This window comes from Sphingomonadaceae bacterium OTU29LAMAA1 (assembly GCA_024072375.1).
In the GTDB taxonomy this organism is placed as follows: Bacteria; Pseudomonadota; Alphaproteobacteria; order Sphingomonadales; family Sphingomonadaceae; genus Sphingomonas.
Window position 1 is genome coordinate 2,393,766 of record CP099617.1, and the last position, 23,846, is coordinate 2,417,611.

24 protein-coding genes are annotated in these 23,846 nt (G+C 67.1%); 7 read left to right on the forward strand and 17 right to left on the reverse strand.

All coding sequences use genetic code 11. From position 1 onward, the window contains the following. The first annotated feature begins 30 nt into the window (after window positions 1-30). The 5 genes from nadB to NF699_11680 all read left to right on the forward strand — a co-directional run bounded on the left by nadB (window position 31) and on the right by NF699_11680 (window position 8,526). Window positions 31-1,623, forward strand: a complete 1,593-nt coding sequence (gene nadB, locus NF699_11660; GenBank protein USU03731.1) for an L-aspartate oxidase — start codon at window positions 31-33, stop codon at window positions 1,621-1,623. A gap of 169 nt (window positions 1,624-1,792) precedes the next feature. After that, window positions 1,793-5,188: an AAA family ATPase gene (locus NF699_11665; GenBank protein USU03732.1), complete on the forward strand. Its 3,396-nt coding sequence runs from the start codon at window positions 1,793-1,795 to the stop codon at window positions 5,186-5,188. A gap of 73 nt (window positions 5,189-5,261) precedes the next feature. Further along, window positions 5,262-6,509, forward strand: coding sequence for a putative DNA modification/repair radical SAM protein (locus NF699_11670; GenBank protein ID USU03733.1), 1,248 nt, complete (start codon window positions 5,262-5,264; stop codon window positions 6,507-6,509). Between the two features lie 62 nt (window positions 6,510-6,571). After that, complete coding sequence (locus NF699_11675; GenBank protein ID USU03734.1) at window positions 6,572-7,057, forward strand: hemerythrin domain-containing protein; 486 nt, start codon at window positions 6,572-6,574, stop codon at window positions 7,055-7,057. A gap of 77 nt (window positions 7,058-7,134) precedes the next feature. Continuing rightward, complete coding sequence (locus NF699_11680) at window positions 7,135-8,526, forward strand: UdgX family uracil-DNA binding protein (protein USU03735.1); 1,392 nt, start codon at window positions 7,135-7,137, stop codon at window positions 8,524-8,526. A gap of 59 nt (window positions 8,527-8,585) precedes the next feature. On the opposite strand, the gene NF699_11685 is transcribed toward NF699_11680, so the two are convergent. After that, on the reverse strand, window positions 8,586-9,380 hold the full coding sequence (locus tag NF699_11685) for an aldo/keto reductase (protein USU03736.1): 795 nt from the start codon (window positions 9,378-9,380) through the stop codon (window positions 8,586-8,588). Window positions 9,381-9,455: 75 nt separating this feature from the next. On the opposite strand from NF699_11685, the gene NF699_11690 reads away from it, so the two are divergent. Beyond that, window positions 9,456-10,094, forward strand: coding sequence for a DedA family protein (locus NF699_11690; protein ID USU03737.1), 639 nt, complete (start codon window positions 9,456-9,458; stop codon window positions 10,092-10,094). Here the strand turns inward: NF699_11690 and NF699_11695 are convergent. The 14 genes from NF699_11695 to NF699_11760 form a co-directional block, all read right to left on the reverse strand. Next, window positions 10,085-10,777: a DJ-1/PfpI family protein gene (locus NF699_11695; GenBank protein ID USU03738.1), complete on the reverse strand. Its 693-nt coding sequence runs from the start codon at window positions 10,775-10,777 to the stop codon at window positions 10,085-10,087. The two genes, NF699_11690 and NF699_11695, sit on opposite strands and share 10 nt — an antisense overlap. Beyond that, complete coding sequence (locus NF699_11700) at window positions 10,774-12,222, reverse strand: hypothetical protein (protein USU03739.1); 1,449 nt, start codon at window positions 12,220-12,222, stop codon at window positions 10,774-10,776. Before NF699_11700 ends, NF699_11695 begins: the two co-directional genes overlap by 4 nt. Window positions 12,223-12,225: 3 nt before the next feature. Then, complete coding sequence (locus NF699_11705; GenBank protein ID USU03740.1) at window positions 12,226-12,729, reverse strand: hypothetical protein; 504 nt, start codon at window positions 12,727-12,729, stop codon at window positions 12,226-12,228. Window positions 12,730-12,760: 31 nt separating this feature from the next. Then, a complete protein-coding gene (locus NF699_11710) occupies window positions 12,761-13,231 on the reverse strand; it encodes a hypothetical protein (GenBank protein ID USU03741.1) in 471 nt (156 codons plus the stop codon). An 11-nt stretch (window positions 13,232-13,242) separates the two neighbouring features. Then, entirely contained in the window at window positions 13,243-13,779 is a 537-nt protein-coding gene (locus tag NF699_11715; protein USU03742.1) for a demethoxyubiquinone hydroxylase family protein, read from the reverse strand. Further along, the gene (locus NF699_11720) at window positions 13,776-14,270 is read right to left on the reverse strand and encodes a disulfide bond formation protein B (GenBank protein USU03743.1); all 495 of its coding nucleotides are present in this window, start codon (window positions 14,268-14,270) and stop codon (window positions 13,776-13,778) included. The genes NF699_11715 and NF699_11720 overlap by 4 nt, the downstream gene beginning before the upstream one ends. Continuing rightward, complete coding sequence (locus NF699_11725; GenBank protein USU03744.1) at window positions 14,267-15,601, reverse strand: S41 family peptidase; 1,335 nt, start codon at window positions 15,599-15,601, stop codon at window positions 14,267-14,269. The genes NF699_11720 and NF699_11725 overlap by 4 nt, the downstream gene beginning before the upstream one ends. A gap of 111 nt (window positions 15,602-15,712) precedes the next feature. Continuing rightward, entirely contained in the window at window positions 15,713-16,858 is a 1,146-nt protein-coding gene (locus tag NF699_11730) for a peptidoglycan DD-metalloendopeptidase family protein (protein ID USU03745.1), read from the reverse strand. A 106-nt stretch (window positions 16,859-16,964) separates the two neighbouring features. Then, window positions 16,965-17,387: a 23S rRNA (pseudouridine(1915)-N(3))-methyltransferase RlmH gene (locus NF699_11735; protein USU07067.1), complete on the reverse strand. Its 423-nt coding sequence runs from the start codon at window positions 17,385-17,387 to the stop codon at window positions 16,965-16,967. A 1-nt stretch (window position 17,388) separates the two neighbouring features. After that, window positions 17,389-17,745 (reverse strand): ribosome silencing factor, encoded by a 357-nt coding sequence (gene rsfS / locus NF699_11740; protein USU03746.1) that lies wholly within the window; start codon window positions 17,743-17,745, stop codon window positions 17,389-17,391. A gap of 58 nt (window positions 17,746-17,803) precedes the next feature. Further along, complete coding sequence (locus NF699_11745) at window positions 17,804-18,424, reverse strand: nicotinate-nucleotide adenylyltransferase (protein ID USU03747.1); 621 nt, start codon at window positions 18,422-18,424, stop codon at window positions 17,804-17,806. Then, the gene (locus NF699_11750; protein ID USU03748.1) at window positions 18,421-18,651 is read right to left on the reverse strand and encodes a hypothetical protein; all 231 of its coding nucleotides are present in this window, start codon (window positions 18,649-18,651) and stop codon (window positions 18,421-18,423) included. Before NF699_11750 ends, NF699_11745 begins: the two co-directional genes overlap by 4 nt. A gap of 14 nt (window positions 18,652-18,665) precedes the next feature. Then, on the reverse strand, window positions 18,666-18,923 hold the full coding sequence (locus NF699_11755; protein USU03749.1) for a hypothetical protein: 258 nt from the start codon (window positions 18,921-18,923) through the stop codon (window positions 18,666-18,668). A 36-nt stretch (window positions 18,924-18,959) separates the two neighbouring features. After that, window positions 18,960-20,219 carry a glutamate-5-semialdehyde dehydrogenase gene (locus NF699_11760; GenBank protein USU03750.1) on the reverse strand — a complete coding sequence of 420 codons (1,260 nt, stop codon included), beginning with the start codon at window positions 20,217-20,219 and terminating at the stop codon, window positions 18,960-18,962. Between the two features lie 61 nt (window positions 20,220-20,280). On the opposite strand from NF699_11760, the gene NF699_11765 reads away from it, so the two are divergent. Further along, window positions 20,281-21,351 carry a DUF3667 domain-containing protein gene (locus NF699_11765; GenBank protein USU03751.1) on the forward strand — a complete coding sequence of 357 codons (1,071 nt, stop codon included), beginning with the start codon at window positions 20,281-20,283 and terminating at the stop codon, window positions 21,349-21,351. Between the two features lie 74 nt (window positions 21,352-21,425). Here NF699_11765 and NF699_11770 read toward each other — a convergent pair whose 3' ends face one another. Further along, entirely contained in the window at window positions 21,426-21,806 is a 381-nt protein-coding gene (locus tag NF699_11770) for a hypothetical protein (GenBank protein ID USU03752.1), read from the reverse strand. A gap of 76 nt (window positions 21,807-21,882) precedes the next feature. Beyond that, window positions 21,883-23,790 carry an ATP-dependent zinc metalloprotease FtsH gene (ftsH, locus tag NF699_11775; protein ID USU07068.1) on the reverse strand — a complete coding sequence of 636 codons (1,908 nt, stop codon included), beginning with the start codon at window positions 23,788-23,790 and terminating at the stop codon, window positions 21,883-21,885. Between the last annotated feature and the right edge of the window lie 56 nt (window positions 23,791-23,846).

Consider the following 23,846-nt stretch of genomic DNA (forward strand, 5'->3'; position numbering starts at 1 on the left):
CAACTTCGGCAACTTCCGCGGACCTCGCCGGTGACCGACTCAGCCCGCACCAGCGACGTCCTCATCGTCGGCTCCGGCGCGGCCGGCCTCACCGCGGCGCTCAACCTCGCAGACCGGTTCAAGATCACCGTCCTCGCCAAGGGCGCGCTCAACGAAGGCTCCACCGCCTGGGCGCAGGGCGGGATCGCCGCCGTCCTCGAACCCGGCGACACGTTCGACAACCATGTCGAGGATACGATGGTCGCCGGTGCCGGCCTCAACGACCGCGATATCGTGGAGTTCGTCGTCGAGGGCGCGCCCGCCGCTATCGAACGCCTGACGCAACTCGGCGTCCCCTTCGCCACCGAGGGGAATGCCCTCCACCTCACCCGCGAAGGCGGCCATTCGCATCGCCGCATCGTCCACGTCGCCGACGCCACCGGCTGGGCGGTGCAGGAGGCGCTGCAACGCGCCGCCGAGGCGCATCCCAACATCACCCTCGTCCCCGATCAGGTCGCGATCGACCTCGCCACCAGCCGCCATGAACAGCGCTATTCGGGCGCCGGCAACGTCTGGGGCGTCTATGCGGTCGACCGCAACACCGGCCACGTCGCGCTCTACACGGCGAAGGCGACGATCCTCGCCACTGGCGGCGCGGGCCGCACCTATTTGTTCTCCACCGCCCCGCGCGGCGCGACCGGCGACGGCATCGCGATGGCATGGCGGGCGGGTGCGCGCGTCTCCAACATGGAGATGATGCAGTTCCACCCGACCTGCCTCTACAATCTCGAGGTCAAGAACTTCCTGATCACCGAGGCGGTGCGCGGCGAGGGCGGGCGACTGATCAACCCCGCCACCGGCAAGCGCTTCATGTCCTATTACGACGCCGAACGCATGGAACTCGCCCCCCGCGACGTGGTGGCGCGCGCGATCGACGCCGAGATCAAGCGCTACGGCCTCGACTATGTCCACCTCGACATCAGCCACATGCCCGCCGACTTCGTCCGCGGCCACTTCCCCAACATCCACGAAAAGCTGCTCGGTCTCGGCATCGACATGACGACGCAGCCGATCCCCGTCGTGCCGGCACAGCATTACACCTGCGGCGGCATCGTCGTCGATCGCGACGGCCGCACCGACCTGCCCGGACTCTATGCGGCGGGCGAATGCACCGAAAGCGGCCTGCACGGCGCCAACCGCCTCGCCTCCAACTCCCTGCTCGAATGCTTCGTCTTCGGTGAGGCGTGCGCCGATCATATCGCCGCGCACTGGGACGCGCTGCCCCCGGTGCCGGTGATCCGCCCGTGGGACGAAAGCCGCGTGACGGATTCCGACGAAGAGGTCGTCATCAAGCAGAACTGGACCGAGATCCGCCGCTTCATGTGGAATTACGTCGGTATCGTCCGCACCACCAAGCGCCTCGAACGCGCCAAACGCCGCATCGAGATGCTGACCGGCGAGGTCGCCGAACATTACGGCCATTTCCGCGTCACCCCCGACCTGATCGAACTGCGCAACCTGCTCCAGACCGCCGACCTGATCGTCCGCTCCGCCCTCCATCGCCACGAAAGCCGCGGCCTCCACTACACGCTCGACTATCCCGAAACGCTGCCGGAGGCGGTCGACACCGTCCTGGTGCCATGACGCCCCGATCATTCCTCCCCCGCAAGGGGGAGGTCGCGCGGCGAAGCCGTGACGGAGGGGGAGGCAAGCTTCGAACGTCATCACGTAGCACCTCGCCCACCTCTCCCACCACCATTCGGCTCCGCCCAACGGTCCGCCTCCCCCTCGCGGGGGAGGACTGAGCGATCCCGTGCAGATCAAACGGCTCCGCATCGCCGGCTTCAAAAGCTTCGTTGACCCCGCCGATCTTCGTATCGAGCGCGGGCTGACCGGTGTCGTCGGCCCCAACGGCTGCGGCAAATCGAACCTGCTCGAAGCGCTCCGCTGGACGATGGGCGAGAACAGCGCGAAATCGCTGCGTGGCGCGGGCATGGACGACGTCATCTTCGCCGGCACCGCCACCCGCCCGCCGCGCGATTTCGCCGAGGTGTCGATCCTGCTCGACACCGGCGACGCCGCCAATCCCGACGAGCGCGAGGTCGTCCGCCGCATTGAACGCGGCGCCGGCAGCGCTTATCGCATCGACGGCCGCGACGTCCGCGCCAAGGATGTCGGCCTGCTGTTCGCCGATGCCGCCACCGGCGCACACAGTCCGGCGCTGGTCAGCCAGAACCGCATCGGCGCGGTCATCGCCGCCAAGCCCGCCGAACGCCGCGCGATGCTGGAGGAAGCCGCCGGGATCGCGGGCCTGCATGTCCGCCGCAAGGACGCCGAACAAAAACTCCGCGCCACCGAAGCCAACCTCGTCCGCCTGGATGAACTGATCGCCGACCAGGACACCCGCGCCGCCGCGCTCCGCCGACAGGCCCGCGCCGCCGAACGCTACCGAGCGCTCTCCGAACAGATTCGCGTCGCCGAAGCCCGCATGATCTTCGCCCGCTGGCGCGACGCGGTCGCCGCCGCCGATGCCGCCCGAATCGAAGCGCAAGCCGCCGAAGCGCGCGTTACCGACGCCACCACCGCCGAACACACCGCCGCCAAAGCCCGGCACGCCGCCGCCGAGGCGCTAGCGACCACCCGCGCCGCCGCCCTTGCCGCCCGCGACCGCGCCGGCGAAGCCGGCCACCAGCTCGCCACGCTCCGCACCGAACGCACCGCCGCCGCCCGTCGCGTCGCCGACCTCGCCGACGCCCGCCGCCGCATCGCCGAAGACCGCGCCCGCGAAGGCACGCTCGCCGCCGATGCCGCCGCCGCGCTCGCCAGCCTGTCAGACGAGGTGAAGGCGCTTGACCGCGCGATCCTGTCCGCCGCAGACGACGCTCCCCGCCTCGACACCGCGCTTGCCGAGGCCGAACGCCACGCCCGCGATGCCGAGGTCGCACTCGCACAAGGCTTAACCCGACAGGCGAGCGAAGCCGCCGAAAGCCGTGTCGCCACCGCCGCCCTCGCCGCGGCGCAGACCCGCGCCGACCGCACCGGTCGCGAAGCCGCCCAGATCAATCAAGCCATCGCCGCCCTCGGCAGCGCCGCCCCGCTCACCACCACCCGCGAAGACGCCGCCGAGCGCCGCCGCACCGCCGCCGCCACGACCGAGTCCGCCCGCGCCGCGCTTGCCGAAGCGGAAGCCGCCGAACGCACCGCGCTCGCCGGCCGCGACGCCGCCGAAACCGCGCGCGCCACCGCCCGTGCCAATCTTGCCGCCCTCGACAGCGAAGCCGCCGCGCTCACCAGGGCGACGCAGCGCACCGGCCGCGACCGCCTGCTCGACCATCTCACCCCCGCCGCCGGCTATGAACGCGCCCTCGGCGCCGCATTGGGCGACGATCTGGAGGCAGGCCTCGCCGCATGGACCGGTGCCGCCCCGCACCCATCGGACCCCGCGCCACCCGCTGGCGCAGAACCGCTCGCCACCCATGTCGAGGCCCCCGCCCCGCTTGCCCGTCGCCTCGCCCAGATCTTCGTCGCCGAAGACACCGGCCAGCCGCTCGCGGTCGGCCAGCGCCTCGTCACCCGCGACGGCATCTTGCGCCGCTGGGACGGCTTCGTCGCCACCGGTAACGGCGCGGCGGCGGCCGAACGGCTCGAACGCCTCAACCGGCTGAAGGCGTTGCAAGCCGCCCGCCCCGCCGCCGCCACAGCCCTCGCCGAAGCCGACGACGCCCGCGCCGCGATCGACCGCGCCATCGCCACCGCGCGCGCCGCCGCCCAGACCGCCCGCGCCACGCTCAGCGAGTCCGAAGCCACCGCCCGTGACGCCGAACGCGCCGAGGATCGTGCCGCCGCCGCACTCGAACGGCTCGCCGGCCAGCGCGCCGACCTCGACACCCGTGCCGCCCGCATCGCCGCCGAACAGGCCGAAGCGCAGGCCGACCTCGCCGCCGCCCGCACGGCCCGCGATGCGCTGCCGGACGGACGAGAGAGCGCCGCCGCCGTCGCCGCACTGACGCAGGCCGCGAACCACCACCGCACCGCAGTTGCCACCGCCCGCGAACGCCGCGCCACCCTCGACCGCGCCGTCCAGAGCAACCGCGAACGCCTCGCCGCCGCACAGGCCGACACCCGCAGCTGGCGCGCGCGCGCTGGCGAGGCCGCGAAACGGATCGCCGACATGGACAAGCGCGATGCCGCGCTCGCCACCGAAGCCGCCGACGTCGCCGATCGCCCCGCCGCACTCGACGTCGCGATCGCCGCGCAAGAGGCCGATCACGCCGCCGCCCGTGTCGAGGCCGATGCACAAGCTGCCGCCGAGCGCACCGCCGCTACCGCGCTCGCCCACGCCGACGACGCCCACCGCCGCGCCGTCGAGGCGCTGTCGCAGGCGCGCGAAGCTCGCGCCGGCACCGCCGCCCGCCTCGAAAACCAAGACCTGCGCCGCGTCGAGATGGGTCGCCTGTCCGGCGAACGCTTCGAATGCCCCGCGCCGGTCCTTCCCGAACGGCTGCACTTCGCCGTCGCCGATGTCCGCACGCCTGCGGAGGAAGCCGCCACGCACGAACGTCTGTCCGCCGATCGCGAACGCATCGGCCCGGTCAACCTCGTCGCCGCGACCGAACTGGCCGAGCTCGAAGCCGCAGGCCAGAGCAACGCCGCCGAACGCGATGAACTCGGGCAGGCCGTCAACCGCCTGCGCGGCTCGATCGGCACGCTCAACCGCGAAGGGCGCCAGCGCCTGCTCGCCGCGTTCGAGGCGGTCGACGGACATTTCCGCCGCCTGTTCACCACGTTATTCGACGGCGGCGCCGCGCATCTCGAACTGATCGATTCGGACGATCCACTCGAGGCGGGGCTTGAGATCATGGCGCAACCGCCCGGCAAGCGGCTGCAATCGCTCACCCTCCTGTCCGGCGGCGAACAGGCGCTGACCGCCGTCGCGCTGATCTTCGCGCTCTTCCTCACCAACCCCGCGCCGATCTGCGTGCTCGACGAGGTCGACGCGCCGCTCGACGATGCCAACATCGAACGCTTCTGCGACCTGCTCGACCGAATGACGCAGGAGACCGACACGCGCTACCTGATCGTCACGCACAATGCGGTGACGATGAGCCGCATGCACCGCCTGTTCGGCGTCACCATGGTCGAACGCGGCGTCAGCCGGCTCGTGTCGGTCGACCTCGGCGGCGCGACGACATTGCTCGCGGCGGAATGATGTTGCGGTCGATCAATATCCTATTGCAGCCAGCGCCCTTGTCGCTCGCCATCGCGGAACGTATATCGAACGGATGGCGCAGCTCGACACCCGTGAAAAGCTCGCGATCCTCGCCGACGCCGCCAAATACGATGCGTCCTGCGCGTCGTCCGGCACCGAAAAGCGCAACAGCCGCGACGGCAAGGGGCTGGGTTCGACCGAGGGCATGGGCATCTGCCACGCCTATGCGCCCGATGGCCGCTGCATCAGCCTATTGAAGATCCTGCTGACCAACAGCTGCATCTTCGACTGCCATTATTGCATCAACCGCAAGAGCAGCAACGTCCGCCGCGCGCGCTTCACCGCACAGGAAGTCGTCAATCTCACCATCGCCTTCTACAAGCGCAATTATATCGAGGGTCTGTTCCTCTCGTCCGGCATCATCAAGTCATCGAACTACACGATGGAACAGATGGTCGAGGTCGCGCGGTCGTTGCGCGAGGATCACCATTTCCGCGGCTACATCCATCTCAAGACCATCCCCGATGCCGATCCCGAACTGGTCCATCAGGCCGGGCTGTATGCCGACCGCGTCTCGATCAACGTCGAGCTGCCGACCGTCAGCGGGCTGAAGCGCCTCGCCCCCGAAAAGGACGGTGCACGGATCGAGGGCGCGATGAAGGACGTAAAGACGTCGATCGTCGACAACGGCGACGCCCGCAAGAAGTACAAATCCGCACCGCGCTTCGCCCCCGCCGGGCAGTCGACGCAGATGATCGTCGGGGCAGACGCCGCGACCGATGGCGAGATCGTCACCCGCGCCTCGACGCTCTACGATCGCTTCGGCCTGCGCCGCGTCTATTACAGCGCGTTCAGCCCGATCCCCGACGCCAGCACGGTGTTGCCTCTGCAACGCCCGCCGCTGATGCGCGAACATCGGCTCTATCAGTCCGACTGGCTTATGCGCTTCTACGATTACAAGCCGCACGAGGTCGTCGCGGCGGCGGACGATGCCACCGGCATGCTGCCGCTCGACATCGATCCCAAGCTCGCCTGGGCGCTGAAATTCCGCGAAAGCTTTCCGGTCGACGTCAACCGCGCCCCGCGCGAGATGCTGCTCCGCGTGCCCGGCCTCGGGGTAAAGGCGGTCGACCGGATCATCGCCACGCGCCGCTGGCGCCGCCTCCGCCTTGATGATGTCGCGCGGCTGACCGTCAGCATCGTCAAGATGCGCCCGTTCCTCATTGCCGAGGACTGGCGCCCGGTCGCACTGACCGATCGCGCCGAACTGAAAACGCTGATCGCCCCGAAGAAGCAGCAGCTGGAGCTTTTCGCCGCGTGAGAATGACTCACAAGTGAAACGACCCGGACGCTCGCCGGTTGGGTGAGCCGAAGGAGATCACGATGGCGCTGGCACAAATCTACGCGGACCTGAAGCGGGACCACGACAAGCAACGCGACATGCTGAAGCAGCTTGCCGACATGCAGGGTGCCGGCGAGGAGCGGCAGCGGCTGTTCGAGGCCTTTCGCCTCGAAATTCAGAGCCACGCCGCCGCCGAAGAGGAGTCGCTCTACGCGACGATGCTGCGCGATCCCGAACTGCGCGACGACGCCCGTCATTCGGTCAGCGAACACAAGGAGGTCGACGATCTGCTCGGCGAAATGGCCGACGTGGAATTCGGCTCCGATGCGTGGAGCGAGAAGTTCTTCCACATGCGCCGCCGCTACGAACACCACATCACCGAGGAAGAGGAAGAGATGTTCCCCGCCGCCGCGGAGGAACTCGATGACGCTACCGAGGAAGAGCTCGCCACGATCTACGAAGAGCGCAAGCCAGAGGAGCTGGAACTGGCTAAGGCCAATCCTCCCGGTGGTGACGAACGCGACTGATTACGTGAGGCGGACGCCCATCCCTGCAAACCCACCGTCACCCCGGACGTGTTCCGGGGTGACGAGGTGAATACCCGATGCGTATAGCCGTGCTGCCCGCCCCCGACGATTTCGACGCCTGGCGCGACACCGCCCGCGCGCTCGCCGCACAACAGGTACCCCCAGACGACGTCGTCTGGCAGGTCGGCGACACGCCCGAAGACCTGTTCGCCACCGCCCCCGAAGATGCCTCACCAGCGCAGGCGCCCAGCCCCTTCTCCGTCCCCCGCGCGTTCATCGACCTCGCCCGCAGTGTCGTCATGGCCGACGAACCCGAACGTTTCGCCCTCCTCTACACCACGCTAAGCCGCCTCCGCACCGAGCCTAAGTTGATGGAGGATCAGGCCGACCCGCTGATCCGCAAGCTGGAGGTCATCGCCAAGAACGTCCGCCGCGACATCCACAAGATGCGCGCTTTCCTCCGCTTCCGCGAGGTGCAGGACGACGACGGCACCAGTCGCTACGTCGCGTGGTTCGAGCCCGAACACCATATCGTCCGCGCCAACGCTGCCTTCTTCGTCAACCGCTTCGCCAGCATGCGCTGGTCGATCCTGACGCCCGAAGTGTCGCTCCACTGGGACGGCAAGGCGCTGTCGGAAGGCCCCGGCGCCAGCAAGGCAGACGCCCCCGACGGCGATCCGACCGAAGAGGTGTGGAAGACCTATTACGCCAGCATCTTCAACCCCGCCCGCGTGAAGATCGGCGCGATGCTGAAGGAAATGCCGCGCAAATATTGGAAAAACATGCCCGAAACCGCGTTGGTCGGCCAGTTGATCGCAGGCGCGCAGGCACGGGAGAGCGGCATGATCGAAACCGCCAGAACAGCCATCGGCGGCAATGCACAGGCGGCGTGGGAGGCACTGCGCGACGAGGCGGCGACCTGCACCCGCTGCCACCTCTACAAGCACGCGACGCAAACGGTGTTCGGCGAAGGTCCGGTCGATGCGGCAATGATGTTCGTCGGCGAACAGCCCGGCGATCAGGAGGACCTCGCCGGCACGCCGTTCGTCGGCCCGGCGGGTCAGGTGTTCAACCGCGCCGTCGCCGCCGCCGACATCGACCGCTCGCGCGTCTACGTCACCAACGCGGTCAAGCATTTCAAATACGAACAGCGCGGCAAGCGCCGTATCCATGCCAAGCCCGACACCGGCGAAATCACTGCCTGCCGCTGGTGGATCGAACAGGAACGCATGCTCATCCGCCCGCAGGTGACGGTAGCACTGGGCGCCACCGCGGCCCGCTCACTACTGGACCGTACCGTCACGATCGGCAAGGAACGCGGTCGCCCCGTGCAACTGCCCGACGGCGGCGAGGCATGGATCACCGTCCACCCCAGCTACCTCCTCCGGCTCCCCGACGAAGCGCAGAAACAGGACGAATTCGCCCGCTTCGTCGAGGATTTGAAGATGGCCAAAGCCGCTTTGGGGTAGGGCCGACCCTCTGCCAGGATTCTCGGTGTGACGACGACGCTATCCGGTTCGCCGCAAACTCACATCTCCCGGGCATCCTCCCCCATCCGCTCGCCCCGCTCCAACGCATCGATCGCCGCCAGATCCCCGTCGTCGAGCGTCAGATCCAGCGCCGCGAAATTGTCGCTCATATGCTCCGGGTCCGCGGCCTTCGGGATCACCGAAAACCCGTGCGCCAGATGCCAGGCGATCACCACCTGCGCCGCCGATCGCTGGTGCTTCTCCGCCACCGCCACGATCGCCGGATCGCGCAACAGGTCGCCGCCCTGCCCCAGCGGACTCCACGATTGCGTCACGATGCCGTGCGCCTCGTGATACGCCCGCTCCTCGCGCCGTTGATAGCGCGGGTGGAGTTCGATCTGGTTGAGCACGGGCGTCACGCCCGTCGCATCGATGATCGCATCCAGATGCTCGGGCAGGAAGTTCGATACGCCGATCGATCGCGTCTTGCCCGCCTCGCGCAGCTCCACCAGCGCCTTCCACGCATCGACGTACAGGCCCTGCCCCGGTGCCGGCCAATGGATCAGATACAGGTCGACCGCGTCCAGCCCCAGCAGCGACAGGCTCTCGTCCAGCGCCGCCGCCGGATCACCCTGCCGATCGTTCCACAGCTTGGTGGTGACGAACGCCTCGCTACCCCGAACGCCATCGCCGACACCACGCTCGTTGCCGTAGATCGCGGCGGTGTCGATCAGGCGATAGCCGGTATCGAGCGCGCGTCGCACCACCATCGGCGCCTGCGCATCGGGAAGTTTCCAGGTGCCGAGCCCCAGCCGGGGCATGGTGCGGCTGTCGTTGAAGGTCAGATCGGTCATGGTCGCACAAGCGCCCGATGCCCCCACGCGGTTCCCCCTTCCCTTCGCGCGCGCGATCCGCCAAGCCCCACGCCCATGTTCGAAAAGATCCTGGGCGTCCTCGCCACCTTCACCATCTGGGTGATCTCCAGCGGCGGCTACGTCGGCATCGCGATCCTGATGGCGATCGAGAGCGCATGCATCCCGCTCCCCTCCGAAATCATCATGCCCTTCGCCGGTTATCTGGTCTCGACCGGCCGCTTCGACCTCTATCTTGCCGCCACCGCCGGTGCGATCGGCTGCAACCTCGGCTCGATCGTCGCCTATGAAGTCGGCAAGCGCGGCGGCCGGCCGATGGCGGAACGCTGGGGCCGCTACGTGCTGATCGGGCCGGGCGAGCTCGACGCCGCCGACCGCTTCTTCGCGCGCTGGGGGTCGGTCGCGGTGCTGATCGGCCGCTTGCTACCGGTGATCCGCAGCTTCATCGCCTTCCCCGCCGGCGTCGCCCGCATGCGGCTGGTGCCCTTCCACGTCTACACCTTCATCGGTTCATGGCCGTGGTGCTTCGGCCTCGCCTGGGTCGGGCTGAAGCTCGGCGACAAGTGGAACAGCGATCCCCGTGTCAAGGCCGCCTTCCACCGCGCCGACCTGCTGATCGGCATCGTCCTCGTCGCGCTCGTCGCCTTCTACATCTGGCACCGCGTCCGTGGGCTGAAGCGCCAACCTCAGCCGTAACCGCGCCGTTTGGCGAGCGCGCGCAAATCGTCGTCGCGGGTCGGCACCAGCGCCCGCGTACGACGCTGGACCGCGGCGACGATATCGGGACCAGCGCGCTCCGGTGAGCCGCTGTCGAACGGCGGCTGCGGATCGTATTCGAAGCTGAGCTGCACCGATCTGGCATGGTCCTCACCGCGCAGGATCGCGGTCAGCCTCAATGCGAAATCGATCCCCGCCGTCACCCCGCCGCCGGTCACCCGGTTGCGATCGATCACGACGCGCTCGGCGACCGGTTCCGCCCCGAACAGCGGCAGCATGTGTCGCTGCGACCAGTGGCACCCGGCGCGATAGCCATCCAGCAAACCGGCCGCACCGAGGATCAGCGATCCGGTGCACACGCTGGTTACCCACGCCGCCTCGCGCCCGATTGCCCCCACCCAGTCCATCACCGCATCGTCGGCGATGACGCCGTTCACCCCGAACCCGCCCGGCACGCACAGGATGTCGGCGCGCGGTATCTCCGCCAGTGTCGCGGTGGGCAGGATGGAGAAACCGGCATCGGTCGGCACCGGCTCCAGCGTCTTCCAGACCAGATCGAGCCGGGCATCACCGAGCCGCGAGAGCACCTGCACCGGCCCGGTAAGGTCGAGCTGGGTGACGTTCGGAAACAGCAGAAAGGCAACGCGAAGCGGCTCGGTCACGGGCAGTTTCCTTCCAGCGAGGCCGAAGCCTGTGCCCGTCGCAAGTCCGCCCGGTGCACCCGCCACGCAAGCCATGCCATCATCGGTATCGCCAGCGCTGCCCACCAATAGAATCCCGCCCATGCGCTCCAGCCGAACCACTCGCTCGGCACGGTGCGCAGGTATCCGTTGGCGAAATTGCCCGCGATCACCCATTGCCATACGGGAAACGCGGTCAGGGGCGGCGCGAAGATATCCGCCGAGGCGATCGCCGCATTGATGGCGATCGAGAGCGCCAGCACCAGCGTCATCGCGGTCCGCTCGCCGCGGCTGTTCGACCGCATCCACTCCGCCGCAAGACCCAGCGCCAGCGGGGCGACCGCGGGGATCGCGAATCGGGGCCCGGTCGCATTACCGCCGTCCCAATAGACGTAGGCGGCGTTGACCAGCAGCACGATGGCCGCCACGGCCACCGCGACGATCGCCACGTCGCGGGTGGACCGCCGACGCGCCCAGAACCACAGGCCGAGCGGGGCGAGCACCAGCACAGGCGCCACCCAGATCAGACCCAGCCGAAAGCTGAACAGGATCGATTGCACCACGCGCAGCCGCGGCATGCCGAGCCCGAACAGCCCCTGATGCATGCCCTCCCACCCGACGACGCCGGAATAGCCCACGCGGAACGGCGTGCCGAACGCCACCAGATTGTAGAGGCCGAGCGGCACGAGCGCGATGACGCCCGCTGCCGTCGCCGCGCCGATCAGCCGCCACCGGTCGGGATGCGGCCATATGCGCCATGCGGCCCATCCGGCGATCGCCAGCCCGGCGAGCACCGCCTGATGCTCCACTACCACGGCCCACCCCAGGCTCACGCCGGCGACCAATGCATAGCCGATACCGCCCGACGAATGACGGGTCCCGCGCATGATCGCCCACAAGGCGACGACGTAGCAATCGGCGACGACGGCATGCCCCAGCAACGTCGTCGACCAGCCCCATACCGGCGTACCGAGTGCATAGCCGATCGCCGCAAACAGCCCCGCTGCCGCACTGCCGGTGATCCCGACCGCCAGATCGAACAGCAATACGGCTGCCAGCGCCGTCAATATCGCAGGTCCGCTCGCGGTCGCCAGCCGGGTTCGCAGCCGCAGATATCGCTCGAACCCCGGGCCTGCCGGCGCCGCCCCGAACGTCGCGCTCGTTTCCCCCGTCGCCTTGCCCGCCAGCCACACGGCGGGCAGCGCCATCAGCGTCATGCCCGGTGGCTTGTCGAGATAGGCGTGACCCGCGAATGCCGCCTTGTCGATCGTCAGCGCTGCGAACTCGTCGATCGTTGCATCGCCGTCCTCGACCAGGCTGACCGCGGCGAACATGCGCGTGGCATTGTTCGCGTTGAGCTCCCACGATCCGAACCACGCGCAACTGAACCACACCAACGCGAACAGGACGATGCGTATGTCGCGCATGCGTCAGCCGAACAACCAGTGGCCGAGCATTCTGTCGAACGGAAAGGTGAAGAACCCCGCGATCAGCAACGCGCCGGTGACCAGCCCGCGAACGCTGCGCCGGTGGCGAGCGACCTGATGCGTTCGCGCGGTATACCACAGCAACGGTGCCTGGATCAGCACCCATAACGACAGGATGTGGATCAGGCTGAAGCCGCCGGGATCGGCGAAGCGGATACCGAACGACAATGCCGCCGTCAGCAGCATGGCGGCGACCCAGATCCGTCCGAGTTGCCGATGGCGTGTATCGCCCCGTCGGCCCAGCAGGATGACGGGAGTCAGGGTCAACGCAACGAGGATCGTCGCGATATGCGCCCACACCATAGCCGGCACCGCATGCCATTGCGCCTGTCCGCGGACGAGGGCCGCCGCGACCGCCGCGATCAGGACGACGGCGAATGCGCTCAGGACGCGCTCGAATGCATCGGCCTTCAGTGGCACGGTGCGTCGTTCGATGATCGTCGCCATGTCGTCGTCCCCCCGGATCGTCGAGCGCCCGTCAGGGAACGCGGGCTTCCTCGACCTTGCGTGCCTGGTTCTCCTTGCGGACGGCACGGGCGTTCTGGACGAAGCAGCCGGTCTGGCCTGCCGCACCCACCGCCGAACAACTTCCCAACGTGCTGACGCCGACGCCGGTGTCGAGCGTACCCTGCGCGCGCGCCGCCCAGCTTTCATTTTGCGGCGTCACCTGGAAATCGCGCAGCTCCTTGGGAACGCGATACTGCTCGCGTGCGCTACGGCGTTCGCAAACGACGATCTCGTCGCCATCCGTATTGGTCGGGCACCGCTCGTTGCCATACAGCACCAGTACGCCGTTCACCGGTGCGCGCTTGGCGACCTCTCCCGGCGTATTGATTACGGTCGGCCTGGATGCTCCGGGCAACGCGGGCGTTGGCGTGACCTGCGCGGCCTGTTGGGCCAGCGCCGGGCTGGCGACCAGCATCAGTGCGGTTGCGACGATCGTACGCATCGACATTCCTCTCAAATCCTCTTCGCCGCTGCGATCGCGACCTTGCAGCCCAGCCGGATGAACCCGCTCAGCACCGGATAGCCCACCGCCTGTTCGGCACCGTTGGCAAGCGCATGGTCACGATGCTCCAGCTCTTCCGCCTGAAAATCGGCGATCGCGTCGGACAGTTCGGGGTCGCTGGTTCCCAACGCGTCCAGCTGTTCCTGATAATGCTGGTCGATCTCGGTCTCCACCGCCGCGGTGCAGGCCATCGCGGCATTGGGGCCGATCGCCGCGGTGATCGCGCCCAGCGCAAAGCCCGCCTTGTCCCAGAACGGCTGGAACAGTGTCGGCCGCACGCCGCGCCGCGCGATCAGATCGTCGAAAAAGGCGCGATGCCGCTCCTCCTGCACCGCCATATGGTGGATCGCGCGCGAGGCTGGATGCCGGTCGCCCAACACCGCGAGCTGCCCCGCATAGATGCGCGTCGCGCCATATTCGCCCGCCTGATCGACGCGGATCATCGCATCGGTCGGCTCGCGCCGGTCCCCGGGCTTCCAGCGGCTCATCGCGATCTCCTCATCAGCCACAAGATAAGGGCCGCGCCGCCCAATGACAGGATCGCGTTGAACCCGGCGAGCGAAATGCCCGCCACCGACCATTGCGCGACGTCGCAGCGCACCACCGGCGCCTTCATCAACGCCTCCAGCCGCGCCTCCGGCCCCAGCCCGCGCAGATCGACCGTCTGGGTGCAGGCGGTGAAGCCGTTCCACCAATGATATTCCACCCCGGCATGCGCGACGCCGATCGCCCCCGACACCGCGATCAGCAGCGCGGCGAGGATCACGAATGCCTTGGCGATGCTTCGCTGCGGCACGACGAATGCCAGCACCGCGAACGGCAGCGCGGCATAGTGCGGCCAGCGCTGCCAGTGACACATCTCGCACGGATACAGGTGGCCGATCAGCTGCGATCCCCATGCCCCCGCCAGCAAGGCGGCCGGCAACAGCAGGGCGATCCAGCGCGCCTGCCGCTCGGCGTGGGTCAGCGGGCGGCTCACTTGGCCTTCGGCCTGGTCGCCGCCGCCACCTGCGTCGGCCCGCCCAGTCGCGCGACCGTCTTCAGCGCATAATAGAGCTGGAAGTCCTCGATGCCCTGCTTCTTGAGCTGGTCCGCGGTCATCGCAAAGCGGGGATCGTCCTTGACGTCCTCCTCCAGCACCTTGTTGTCCGCCTTCACCTCGTTGATCAGGTGGCGGCGCAGGTCGGCCTCGCGGAATACGGGACGCGTCTTGAAATCGGGGTCGCTGATCTGCGGCACGCGGATGTCGGGCTCGATCCCGCCCTCCTGCACGCTGCGACCGGACGGCGTGTAATAGCGCGCGGTGGTCAGGCGCAGGGCGGTCTGCGGCCCGAGTTGCAGCAGCGTCTGCACCGATCCCTTACCGAAGCTGCGCTCGCCCATTACCAGCCCGCGGTGATGATCCTGCAGCGCGCCCGCGACGATCTCGGATGCCGATGCGGTGCCGGGATTGGTCAGCACGACGACCGGCAAACCGTGTGCATCATCCCCCGATTTCGCGAAATAACGCTCGATGTCCGCCTTTTCACGCCCGCGCTGTGAAACGATCTCACCACGCTCAAGAAACGCATCACTCACCGCGATCGCCTGCGTCAGCAGCCCGCCGCCATTGTCGCGCAGATCGACGACATAGCCGAGCGGTCGATGGCCGAGGCTCTTGTCGATCGCCATGATCGCGGCGCGGGTATCGGCTCCAGTGCTTTCGGAAAACGTGTTGATGTTGATGTAGCCGACCTGACCGCGGACTTCCCATTTTACCGGCTTCTGGATGATGACCTCACGGTTCATCGTCACCTCGACCGGCTTGTCCTGCCCAGGTCGGACCAGCGTCAGGCTGATCTTGGTCCCGGGCTTGCCCCGCATCAGGCCGATCGCCTCGTCCAGCGTCTCGCCATAGATCAGCTTGCCGTCGATATGGGTGATATAGTCGCCCGACTTTACACCCGCGCGGAACGCCGGCGTATCCTCCTGAGGCGCCACCACCTTGACCGCGCCGTCCTCCATCTGGACGGTAAGGCCGAGGCCGCCGTAATTGCCTTCGGTCTGGATACGCAGATTGTCGTAGTCGAGCGCATCGACATAGCTCGAATGCGGATCGAGACTGGTCAGCATGCCCTGGATCGCGCCCTTGATCAGCTTCTGATCGTCGACCTTGTCGACGTAATCCGCCTTGATCCGGTTGAACACGTCGAGGAACTGGTCGAATTCGCGGTAGGTGTCGGTATCGACCGCCGCCATCGCCTGCGTTGCGAGCGGGATCAGGCAGAGCGAGCCGAGGATTGCGGTCGCGGTAAGCAGCGGACGGGCCATCGAACATCCTGAAGGCGGGAAAACTGTACGCGTTTAGCCTTTTTCTCGAACACTAGCAAAGCGCAGCGACGCTGAATGCGGGCTGACTTTGGCCCAACGAGTCCGGGGGCTTCAGCCGAGCAGCGCAGCGATGTCCATCGGCCGGCCGCGACGGCGCAATTCGACGGTGATCCGCGGCTCCTCGCTCCGGCTGGCGATACCCAGCGGCGCTCCGGTAGGCAGGCGCTGGCCGACCACGACCCCGGCACTGGCACTGGCCAATCCCGTGATAAGACTGGTCCAGCCGTCGCCATGATCGACGATGACGATCGTACCGTAACCCCGGAACGGCCGGGCGTAGCGCACCACGCCTGCCGCCGGTGCGACGACCTGCGCACCGGACGACACGGCAAAGGTCAGCCCGCGCGAACGGACGCCGGCTGCGGATATCTCGTCGAGCCCGGTGACGAGCCGCCCGCGCACCGGCAAGCGATAGGCGCTTGCCAGCGGCACGGGCAGGACTGCGCCGGGTGCCAGCGGACGCGGCAATGGCCCGACCAGCCCGGCGAGATCGGCCGCCGTCGCCTGAGCGACATCGCCCTCGTCGAGAGAATCGACAAGATCGCGTGCACGCTCACCGAGTGCCAGCGCACGGTCCGATTCGCTCATCGCGCCGCGGACCAGCATTCGACTGCGCTGTCGATGATTCGCCTCCAGCCGCGCCAGCGCGACACGATTCGCTTCCAGTTCGGCACGTCCGGTGCGAAGGGCAGCAGCAGCGACGATCGCGTCATGCTGAAGCGCGCGAGTGCGCGCGATCTGCCGGCGGACCGATTGCGTTTTCGCCTGCACGATCGGCAGTGCACCACCCAATACTGCGCGAACATGGACGAGGTCGTCGACCGATCCGGGCTGCGCGATAGCGACCATCGTCGGCCGCCGGGCCAGCGCGGTCAGTGCGGCGAGCAGTCGCGCAACGGGGGCCTGTGCCGTACCGAGCGTCGCCTGCTGGTTCGCAAGCAGCCGGGTGACGATCGCCTGCCGCGCCTGGGCCGCGGTAAGCGTAGCCTCGGCAGCGGTGACGCGCGCGGCGAGTGCGGCTTCCTCGGCACGCGCCTTGTCGGCCGCGTTTCGCTCGGCGGCGGCGCGCGCGGCGAGAACTTCTGCCTTGCGCGTGGCAACGGCGGCATCGCGCTTGGCCGCCGCGAGCCGCTGGCGCTGATCGGGTAACGTCTGGCTTTGCGCGGGAATGACGAGCGAAAGAAGGGCCAGGGCCACCAGCGCGACATGCTTGTTGCCCCGACCTGTCGCTCTCTTGCCCCTCTCCCTTAGCGAGAGGGCACCGCAGGTGCGGAAGGGTGAGGACAGCAGCACCGCCATCGCCTTACCCCTCCCGATGATACGGATGACCCGCCAGGATCGCCGTCGCGCGAAACAATTGCTCCGCCAGCATCGCCCGCGCCAGCATGTGCGGCCACGTCGCGCGACCGAACGACAGCAGCAGGTCCGCCTCGGCGCGCTCGGCGTCGCCGAAGCCGTCCGCCGCGCCGATCATGAAGCGGACCTCACGCGTACCGCTGTCGCGCCAACGCTCCAGCCGGCGCGCGAAATCGATCGAGCCCAGCACCTCACCCTTCTCATCGAGCAGGACGCGGATCGTCTGCGTCTCCAACGTCGGCAGCTTGCCCCCGGTGTCGGGCAGCTCGGTGACGCGTGTCGGCCAGACGATCCGCTTCAGATAGCGGTCGACCAGTTCGGCCTCGGGCGAGCGCCCGATCCGCCCGCGTGCGACCACGTGAAGAAGGATATCAGACCTCGGTGGTCGGGTTGGTGACTTCCGGCGGCAGCGGCTTCAGCGACGACGACACGGTATCGCCGAACTGCCACATCCGCTCCAGGTTGTAGAAGGTGCGCACCTCCGGCCGGAACAGGTGGATGATGACGTCGTTCGCGTCGATCAACACCCAGTCGGCGGTCTGCAATCCTTCGATCCGCACGCTGCGACCGAATTCCGCCTTGATCTTCTCAGCCAGCTTATGCGCCATCGATGCGACCTGGCGCGTCGACCGACCGCTGGCGATCACCATGTGGTCGGCGATCGACGATTTGCCGGCGAGCGGGATCGTGATGACCTCTTCCGCCTGATCGTCGTCAAGCGACGCCATGATCAGCCGATGCAAAGCTTCGACTTCGGCCGGGTCGGCTGGCCGCACGGCATGGGGGTTACTCGCCAAGGGTACTCCTGGGTTGCTGGGCCGGGTGGCGCCGGTGCCAGTCGGGATCGGCCGCTCGGGCCGCGGTCGCGGAGGTAGGGTCGGGGCGGAAGCGCAACAGCACGAGTGCCGGCAATCTCCACGTCGTCCAATGCTTCGCCTGGCATGCGGGCCGTTGGAAGCGTCGCAGCCAACCCATCGCGACACTCGCGAGGGCGTCATCGTCATACCCCGGACGCGCGATCACCGCAATCGGCATCGTACGGGCGATCTCACGCCATCCCCGCCAGCGATGGAACTGCGCCAGATTGTCCGCCCCCATCAGCCAGATGAACCGTCGCTTGGGGTACCGACGCTCGAGCTTGCGCAGGGTATCGAGCGTGTAGCGCGTGTGCAGCCGCGTCTCGATGTCGGTCGCCCGGATCGGCGCACGCCGCGCCATGCTTCGAGCAGACGCGAGCCGCGCAGCAAGCGGCGCCATGTCGCGCGCGCCGGCCTTCAGCGGGTTGCCGGGCGACACCAGCCACCACGCCTCGTCGAGGTCCAGCGCGCGGATCGCGGCGAGCGTGATCCCGCGATGCCCGCGGTGCGCCGGATTGAACGATCCGCCGAGCAGGCCGGTTGTCCTCAACGACCGAACAGCCAATTCTCGCACTCTCGAACGCAGATGATCTCTACGGCCGTATCAATAATACGGTCGCGGATCAGGTGAGGCGTATCATTACCGCGAAGGATGCGATGATCGTCGACGATCAGACAATCACCCTGCGCGACATTGCCGAAAAACTGGCTATTATCTCGCGCTGCCCTCAACGCCACGGGGCGACGTCTGACAGCGCCTTCCGCATCGGCAGTCATCGATGTCGCGGATGTCATCCAGCGCCAACGGCGACCGGATTATCCGCGTCAAGCCGGCGCTTGGCGATCATCGCATCGAGCCCCGCCATCGCCGGCTCATGCGGTATGCCGTCACTCCGGTCGAGCACATCGACACAGACCTGAATGAACGCGTCCAAACCGTCATTGCTTTCCGTCGCCCGACGGATCGCCTGACTGCTTATGCCCCGCCGTTGTGCGATACGATCGAAGAGCGCCATCCTCTCGGTTTGAAGCGGCTGACGATTGGCCATAAGACCGATATAGACCGCTTGTCCCGCCATCTCAACTTATCGGCGCACCTGCCCCGTCCCGCGTCCTACCCATTTATACGTCGTCAGCCCCTCCAGTGCGACCGGACCACGCGCATGCAAACGGCCGGTAGCGATGCCGATCTCCGCGCCGAGCCCGAATTCCCCACCGTCGGCAAACTGGGTCGACGCGTTCCACAAGACGATCGCGCTGTCGACGCCAGCCAGGAAGCGTTCGGCGACCGTCGTGTCCGCGGCGACGATCGCATCGGTGTGATGCGAGCCGTGGCGGGCGATATGCGCCATCGCGTCCTCGACGCCGTCAACTTGCGCGACCGAGGCGATGGCGTCGAGATATTCGGTATCCCAATCGGCAGCATCCGCGGGTGCCGCGCCAGTCAGGGCAACGATCGCATCGTCACCGCGAACCACGCAGCCTGCTTCTGCAAGCGCCGTCACCAGCGCTGCAGGCTGCGGATAGCCACGATCGATCAGCAGCGTTTCCATCGATCCGCACACCCCCGTGCGGCGCATCTTGGCATTGACGACGACGTCCCGCGCCATCGCCGGATCCGCAGAGGCGTGGACATAGACGTGATTGATACCGTCGAGATGCGCGAGCACCGGCACGCGCGCCTCGGCCTGGACACGGGCGACGAGGCTCTTGCCGCCGCGCGGCACGATGAGATCTATCGCGCCGTCCGCAGCCAGCATCGCGCCGACGGCGGCGCGGTCGGTGGTCGGCACCAGTTGCACCGCATCGACGGATAGACCGGTGTCGGCGAAGCCCGTGATCAGCGCAGCATGGATCGCGCGGTTGCTGTGGACGGCTTCGGAACCGCCGCGCAGGATCGCCGCATTGCCCGCCATGACGCAAAGTGCCGCAGCGTCCGCAGTGACGTTGGGGCGCGATTCGTAGACGATGCCGATCACGCCGATGGGTACGCGGACGCGCGTGAGCGCAAGGCCATTAGGCCTTTCGCTGCGGTCGATCGTCCGGCCGACCGGATCGTCCAGCGCCGCCACCGCCTCCACACCCGCGACCATTCCTGCAATGCGGTCGGGATCAAGTCTCAACCGGTCGAGCAGCGCATCGGACAGCCCCCGTCCGGCTGCCGTCGCCATGTCGCGGGCATTGGCGGCGAGAATCACAGGTTCCGCATCGCGCAGACGGGCGGCGGCAGCCCGCAGGCCGGCGGCCTTTGTCGGCGTCGGCAGGCTCGCGATCGCTCGGGCGGCGACCCGAGCCCGCCGACCCATTTCCGCGATCAATTCTGTCGGATGCGCTATGTCGGTCATACCGATCGTTATCATGACAAGGCCCCTCGCGCCACGATCGAGAGCTTGCTAGGCATCGCATATGTCGGGGGATATCGCTGCAGCAGGGGATTTCATCACGGGTGCGCTTGCCGCCCGGTCGGTGGAACCGCACGCCGGAGAAGGCGCGCATCAGGGTCATGGTGACTTGTGTCTCAATTGCGGGACGAGGCTGATCGGCGCGCATTGCCACGCCTGCGGCCAATCGGCACACGTCCATCGAACGGTCGGCGCGATCGGGCACGAGATCGCGCATGGCGTCTTCCATTTCGAAGGCAAGATCTGGCGCACCCTGCCGATGCTGCTGTTGCGTCCCGGCGACCTGACCCGCCGCTATGTCGCGGGTGAGCGGGCACGGTTCGTATCTCCGCTGGCGCTGTTCCTGTTCACCGTATTCCTGATGTTCGCGACGATCAGCGCGCTGGGCGGCGATATTGCCGAGGCGGTTTCACCCGAAACCATGAGCCGCAACGTGGTGGGCTTCGCCCGCGGCGCGGAAAAGGCGCAGAAGGCGCTCGAGAAAGCCGAGGGGCAGCGCGTCACGCTGGCTGCGGAGGGCAAACCGACGCAGGAGGTCGATCGTGAGATCACCGCGTTACGCACCACAATAGCAGCGCTGAAAAAGACGCAGGCCGGCGGAACGAGCGATACCGAATTCAAGCTGGCCGAAGCGAAGACTGGCTGGGTGGCGCTGGACCATGGCCTGGAAAAGGCAAACAAGAATCCAGGGCTGGCACTCTACAAGCTCCAGACCAGCACCTATAAATATAGCTGGCTGCTGATCCCGATCTCGACGCCGCTCGTCGCCCTCCTATTCCTGTGGCGGCGGCGGTTCGGGCTGTACGACCATGCGATCTTCGTCACGTACAGCCTTGCGTTCATGATGCTGATGGTGATTGCGCTGATGCTGCTGAGCGTTGCCGGCCTGAGCGGCGGATGGATGTCGCTGGTGGTGCTGTTGCTGCCGCCGGTCCATATGTTCCGGCAGTTGCGTGGCGCCTATTCGCTGCGCAAGCGGTCGGCATTGTGGCGGACGGCTGTGCTGCTGGTCTTTGCCTGGACCGCGCTGTCGATGTTCCTGGTGTTGCTGACCTTGCACGGACTGACGGACTAATCGAACTCCGGTTCCGTGTCGTTCGGAACTGCCCGTTTCGTGATTGCCCGTCCGCGCAGTCCGTGCCGGAAGGATCAGCAGGGATAGGTTCGGGCCAGAACCTTGGCGTAGCCATCCTTGAGCGGCAGCTTCCGATCGGACGCAGGCAACGCATCGAGGCCGCCGAGCATCTGGAGAATGCCGATCTTCTCACCGTCTGGCACGCAGGCGATCGGCTTTTTCTTGCCAACCTTGCGTGCAGCCGATTCCGCGCGGAGTTGGCGCGTCGCGGCGTCGGCTTCCGCCTTCAGCACCTGATAGTCCGGGTTGGTCAGCGCGGTGAAGGGATTGGCGCGTATTGGGGCCGCCTTCGCCAGAAACGTGCCGACGGTCATTGCTGCGGATGCGGGAGCGGCAAGGCCGAGCGACACCGCACTTAGGATGATCGCGGGGGCTATCAGAACTTTAAACGACATCGGCGGCACTCCTAGGGAATGCCGCCGAATTAGTCGGATATGGCTGACGGAGCGATGAACACCCCGCGATACCGGATCACGCGCCCAACGGAGCCGGAGTCCCGAACGGTCCGCCCGGACGGCGCGTTTTCGGAATCGAAGTTCCGGCGCGCGGCACGCTGGACTTGGGACCCGCCGGATCAGGACGACCGATTTCCTCACCGGCGATCAGCTTCTTGATCTCGTCCCCCGAAAGCGTCTCATATTCGAGCAATGCACCGGCTAGCAGGTGAAGCTGATCGACATGCTCGGTGAGCAACTGTTTGGCACGGGTCAGGCCGCCTTCGACGATGCCCTTGATTTCGTCATCGATCAACTGGGCCGTCGCATTCGACATGCGGACCGGCTGCGAAGACGAATAGCCGAGGAACGATTCGCCTTCCGGCTGGGCGTATTCGACCGGGCCGACCTTGTCCGACATGCCCCATTTGGTGACCATGTCGCGGGCGAGACCGGTGGCGTACTGAATGTCGCCCGACGCGCCCGACGATACCTTGTCGTAGCCGAAGATGATCTCCTCTGCGACGCGGCCGCCCATCGCCACCGCGAGGTTCGCGTACATCTTGTCACGGTGGTAGCTGTACGAATCGCGTTCCGGCAGGCGCATCACCATGCCCAACGCACGACCGCGCGGGATGATCGTTGCCTTGTGGATCGGATCCGACGCCTGTTCGTGGATCGAGACGATCGCGTGGCCGGCCTCGTGATAGGCGGTCATCCGCTTCTCATCCTCGGTCATGACCATCGAGCGGCGCTCGGCGCCCATCATGACCTTGTCCTTGGCCTCTTCAAACTCGGCCATCGCCACGAGGCGCTTGCCCTTGCGCGCGCCGGTGAGCGCGGCTTCGTTGACGAGGTTGGCGAGGTCCGCACCCGAGAAGCCCGGCGTACCGCGCGCAATGACGCGGGCGTCGACGTCGGGCGCCAGCGGCACTTTTTTCATGTGTACTTCGAGTATTTTTATCCGGCCTTCGATATCCGGGCGTGGAACGACGACCTGACGATCGAAACGGCCGGGACGCAGCAGCGCAGGATCCAGCACGTCGGGACGGTTGGTCGCGGCGACGATGATGATGCCCTCGTTCGCCTCGAACCCGTCCATCTCGACGAGCAGCTGGTTGAGCGTCTGTTCGCGTTCGTCGTTGCCGTTGCCGAGGCCGGCACCGCGATGGCGACCGACCGCGTCGATCTCGTCGATAAAGACGATGCAAGGCGCGCTCTTCTTGGCCTGTTCGAACATATCGCGGACACGGGATGCGCCGACGCCGACGAACATCTCGACGAAGTCCGAACCCGAAATCGTGAAGAACGGCACGCCCGCTTCACCTGCGATCGCGCGGGCGAGCAGCGTCTTGCCGGTGCCGGGCGAACCGACCAGCAGGGCGCCCTTGGGGATCTTGCCGCCGAGGCGCGCGAACTTGGTCGGGTCCTTCAGGAAGTCGACGATCTCGGTCAGTTCCGATCGCGCTTCGTCGATGCCGGCGACATCGTCGAACGTGACCTTGCCTTCCTTCTGCGTCAGCATCCGCGCGCGGCTCTTGCCGAAGCCCATCGCGCCGCCGCCGGTGTTCTTCTGCATCTGCTTCAGAACGAAGAACGCGATGCCGAGGAACAGCAGGAACGGCAGCGACTGATACAGCAGCAGCATCCACATCGACGTGCCCTCATCGGGCTTGGCCGCGATCGTCACGTTCTTGGCACGCAGGTGCGGGACCAGCGTCGCGTCCTGGATCGGATAGGTCCGGAATTTCTCACCGCTCGAGTAGGTGCCGGTGATGACGTCGCGACTGATCGCGACATCCTTCACGGTGCCTTCGTCGACCGAATCGAGAAACTTCGAATAGGCGACGGTGTTGCTCGCGCCCGCGCTCGTCGGCCCGTTGAACAACTGCACGAACAAGGCGAGCGCCAGCAGGATACCCACCCATATGAGCAGGCTTTTCATCCAGGGGCTGCCACCATTGTTGCCGCCGTCATTCCCGCCGTTGTTGGGGGACTGCT

Bases quoted from the DNA above. Each gene is read 5' to 3' on its own strand.
- NF699_11670 (USU03733.1), top strand. From the start codon at position 5,262: ATGGCGCAGCTCGACACCCGTGAAAAGCTCGCGATCCTCGCCGACGCC.
- NF699_11770 (USU03752.1), bottom strand. From the start codon at position 21,806: ATGTCGTTTAAAGTTCTGATAGCCCCCGCGATCATCCTAAGTGCGGTG.
- NF699_11690 (USU03737.1), top strand. From the start codon at position 9,456: ATGTTCGAAAAGATCCTGGGCGTCCTCGCCACCTTCACCATCTGGGTG.
- NF699_11715 (USU03742.1), bottom strand. From the start codon at position 13,779: ATGAGCCGCTGGAAGCCCGGGGACCGGCGCGAGCCGACCGATGCGATG.
- NF699_11680 (USU03735.1), top strand. From the start codon at position 7,135: ATGCGTATAGCCGTGCTGCCCGCCCCCGACGATTTCGACGCCTGGCGC.
- NF699_11765 (USU03751.1), top strand. From the start codon at position 20,281: ATGTCGGGGGATATCGCTGCAGCAGGGGATTTCATCACGGGTGCGCTT.
- NF699_11750 (USU03748.1), bottom strand. From the start codon at position 18,651: ATGACTGCCGATGCGGAAGGCGCTGTCAGACGTCGCCCCGTGGCGTTG.
- NF699_11685 (USU03736.1), bottom strand. From the start codon at position 9,380: ATGACCGATCTGACCTTCAACGACAGCCGCACCATGCCCCGGCTGGGG.
- NF699_11760 (USU03750.1), bottom strand. From the start codon at position 20,219: ATGACCGACATAGCGCATCCGACAGAATTGATCGCGGAAATGGGTCGG.
- NF699_11705 (USU03740.1), bottom strand. From the start codon at position 12,729: ATGGCGACGATCATCGAACGACGCACCGTGCCACTGAAGGCCGATGCA.
- NF699_11755 (USU03749.1), bottom strand. From the start codon at position 18,923: ATGGCCAATCGTCAGCCGCTTCAAACCGAGAGGATGGCGCTCTTCGAT.
- ftsH (USU07068.1), bottom strand. From the start codon at position 23,790: ATGAAAAGCCTGCTCATATGGGTGGGTATCCTGCTGGCGCTCGCCTTG.
- NF699_11700 (USU03739.1), bottom strand. From the start codon at position 12,222: ATGCGCGACATACGCATCGTCCTGTTCGCGTTGGTGTGGTTCAGTTGC.
- NF699_11710 (USU03741.1), bottom strand. From the start codon at position 13,231: ATGCGTACGATCGTCGCAACCGCACTGATGCTGGTCGCCAGCCCGGCG.
- NF699_11725 (USU03744.1), bottom strand. From the start codon at position 15,601: ATGGCCCGTCCGCTGCTTACCGCGACCGCAATCCTCGGCTCGCTCTGC.
- rsfS (USU03746.1), bottom strand. From the start codon at position 17,745: ATGGCGTCGCTTGACGACGATCAGGCGGAAGAGGTCATCACGATCCCG.
- NF699_11675 (USU03734.1), top strand. From the start codon at position 6,572: ATGGCGCTGGCACAAATCTACGCGGACCTGAAGCGGGACCACGACAAG.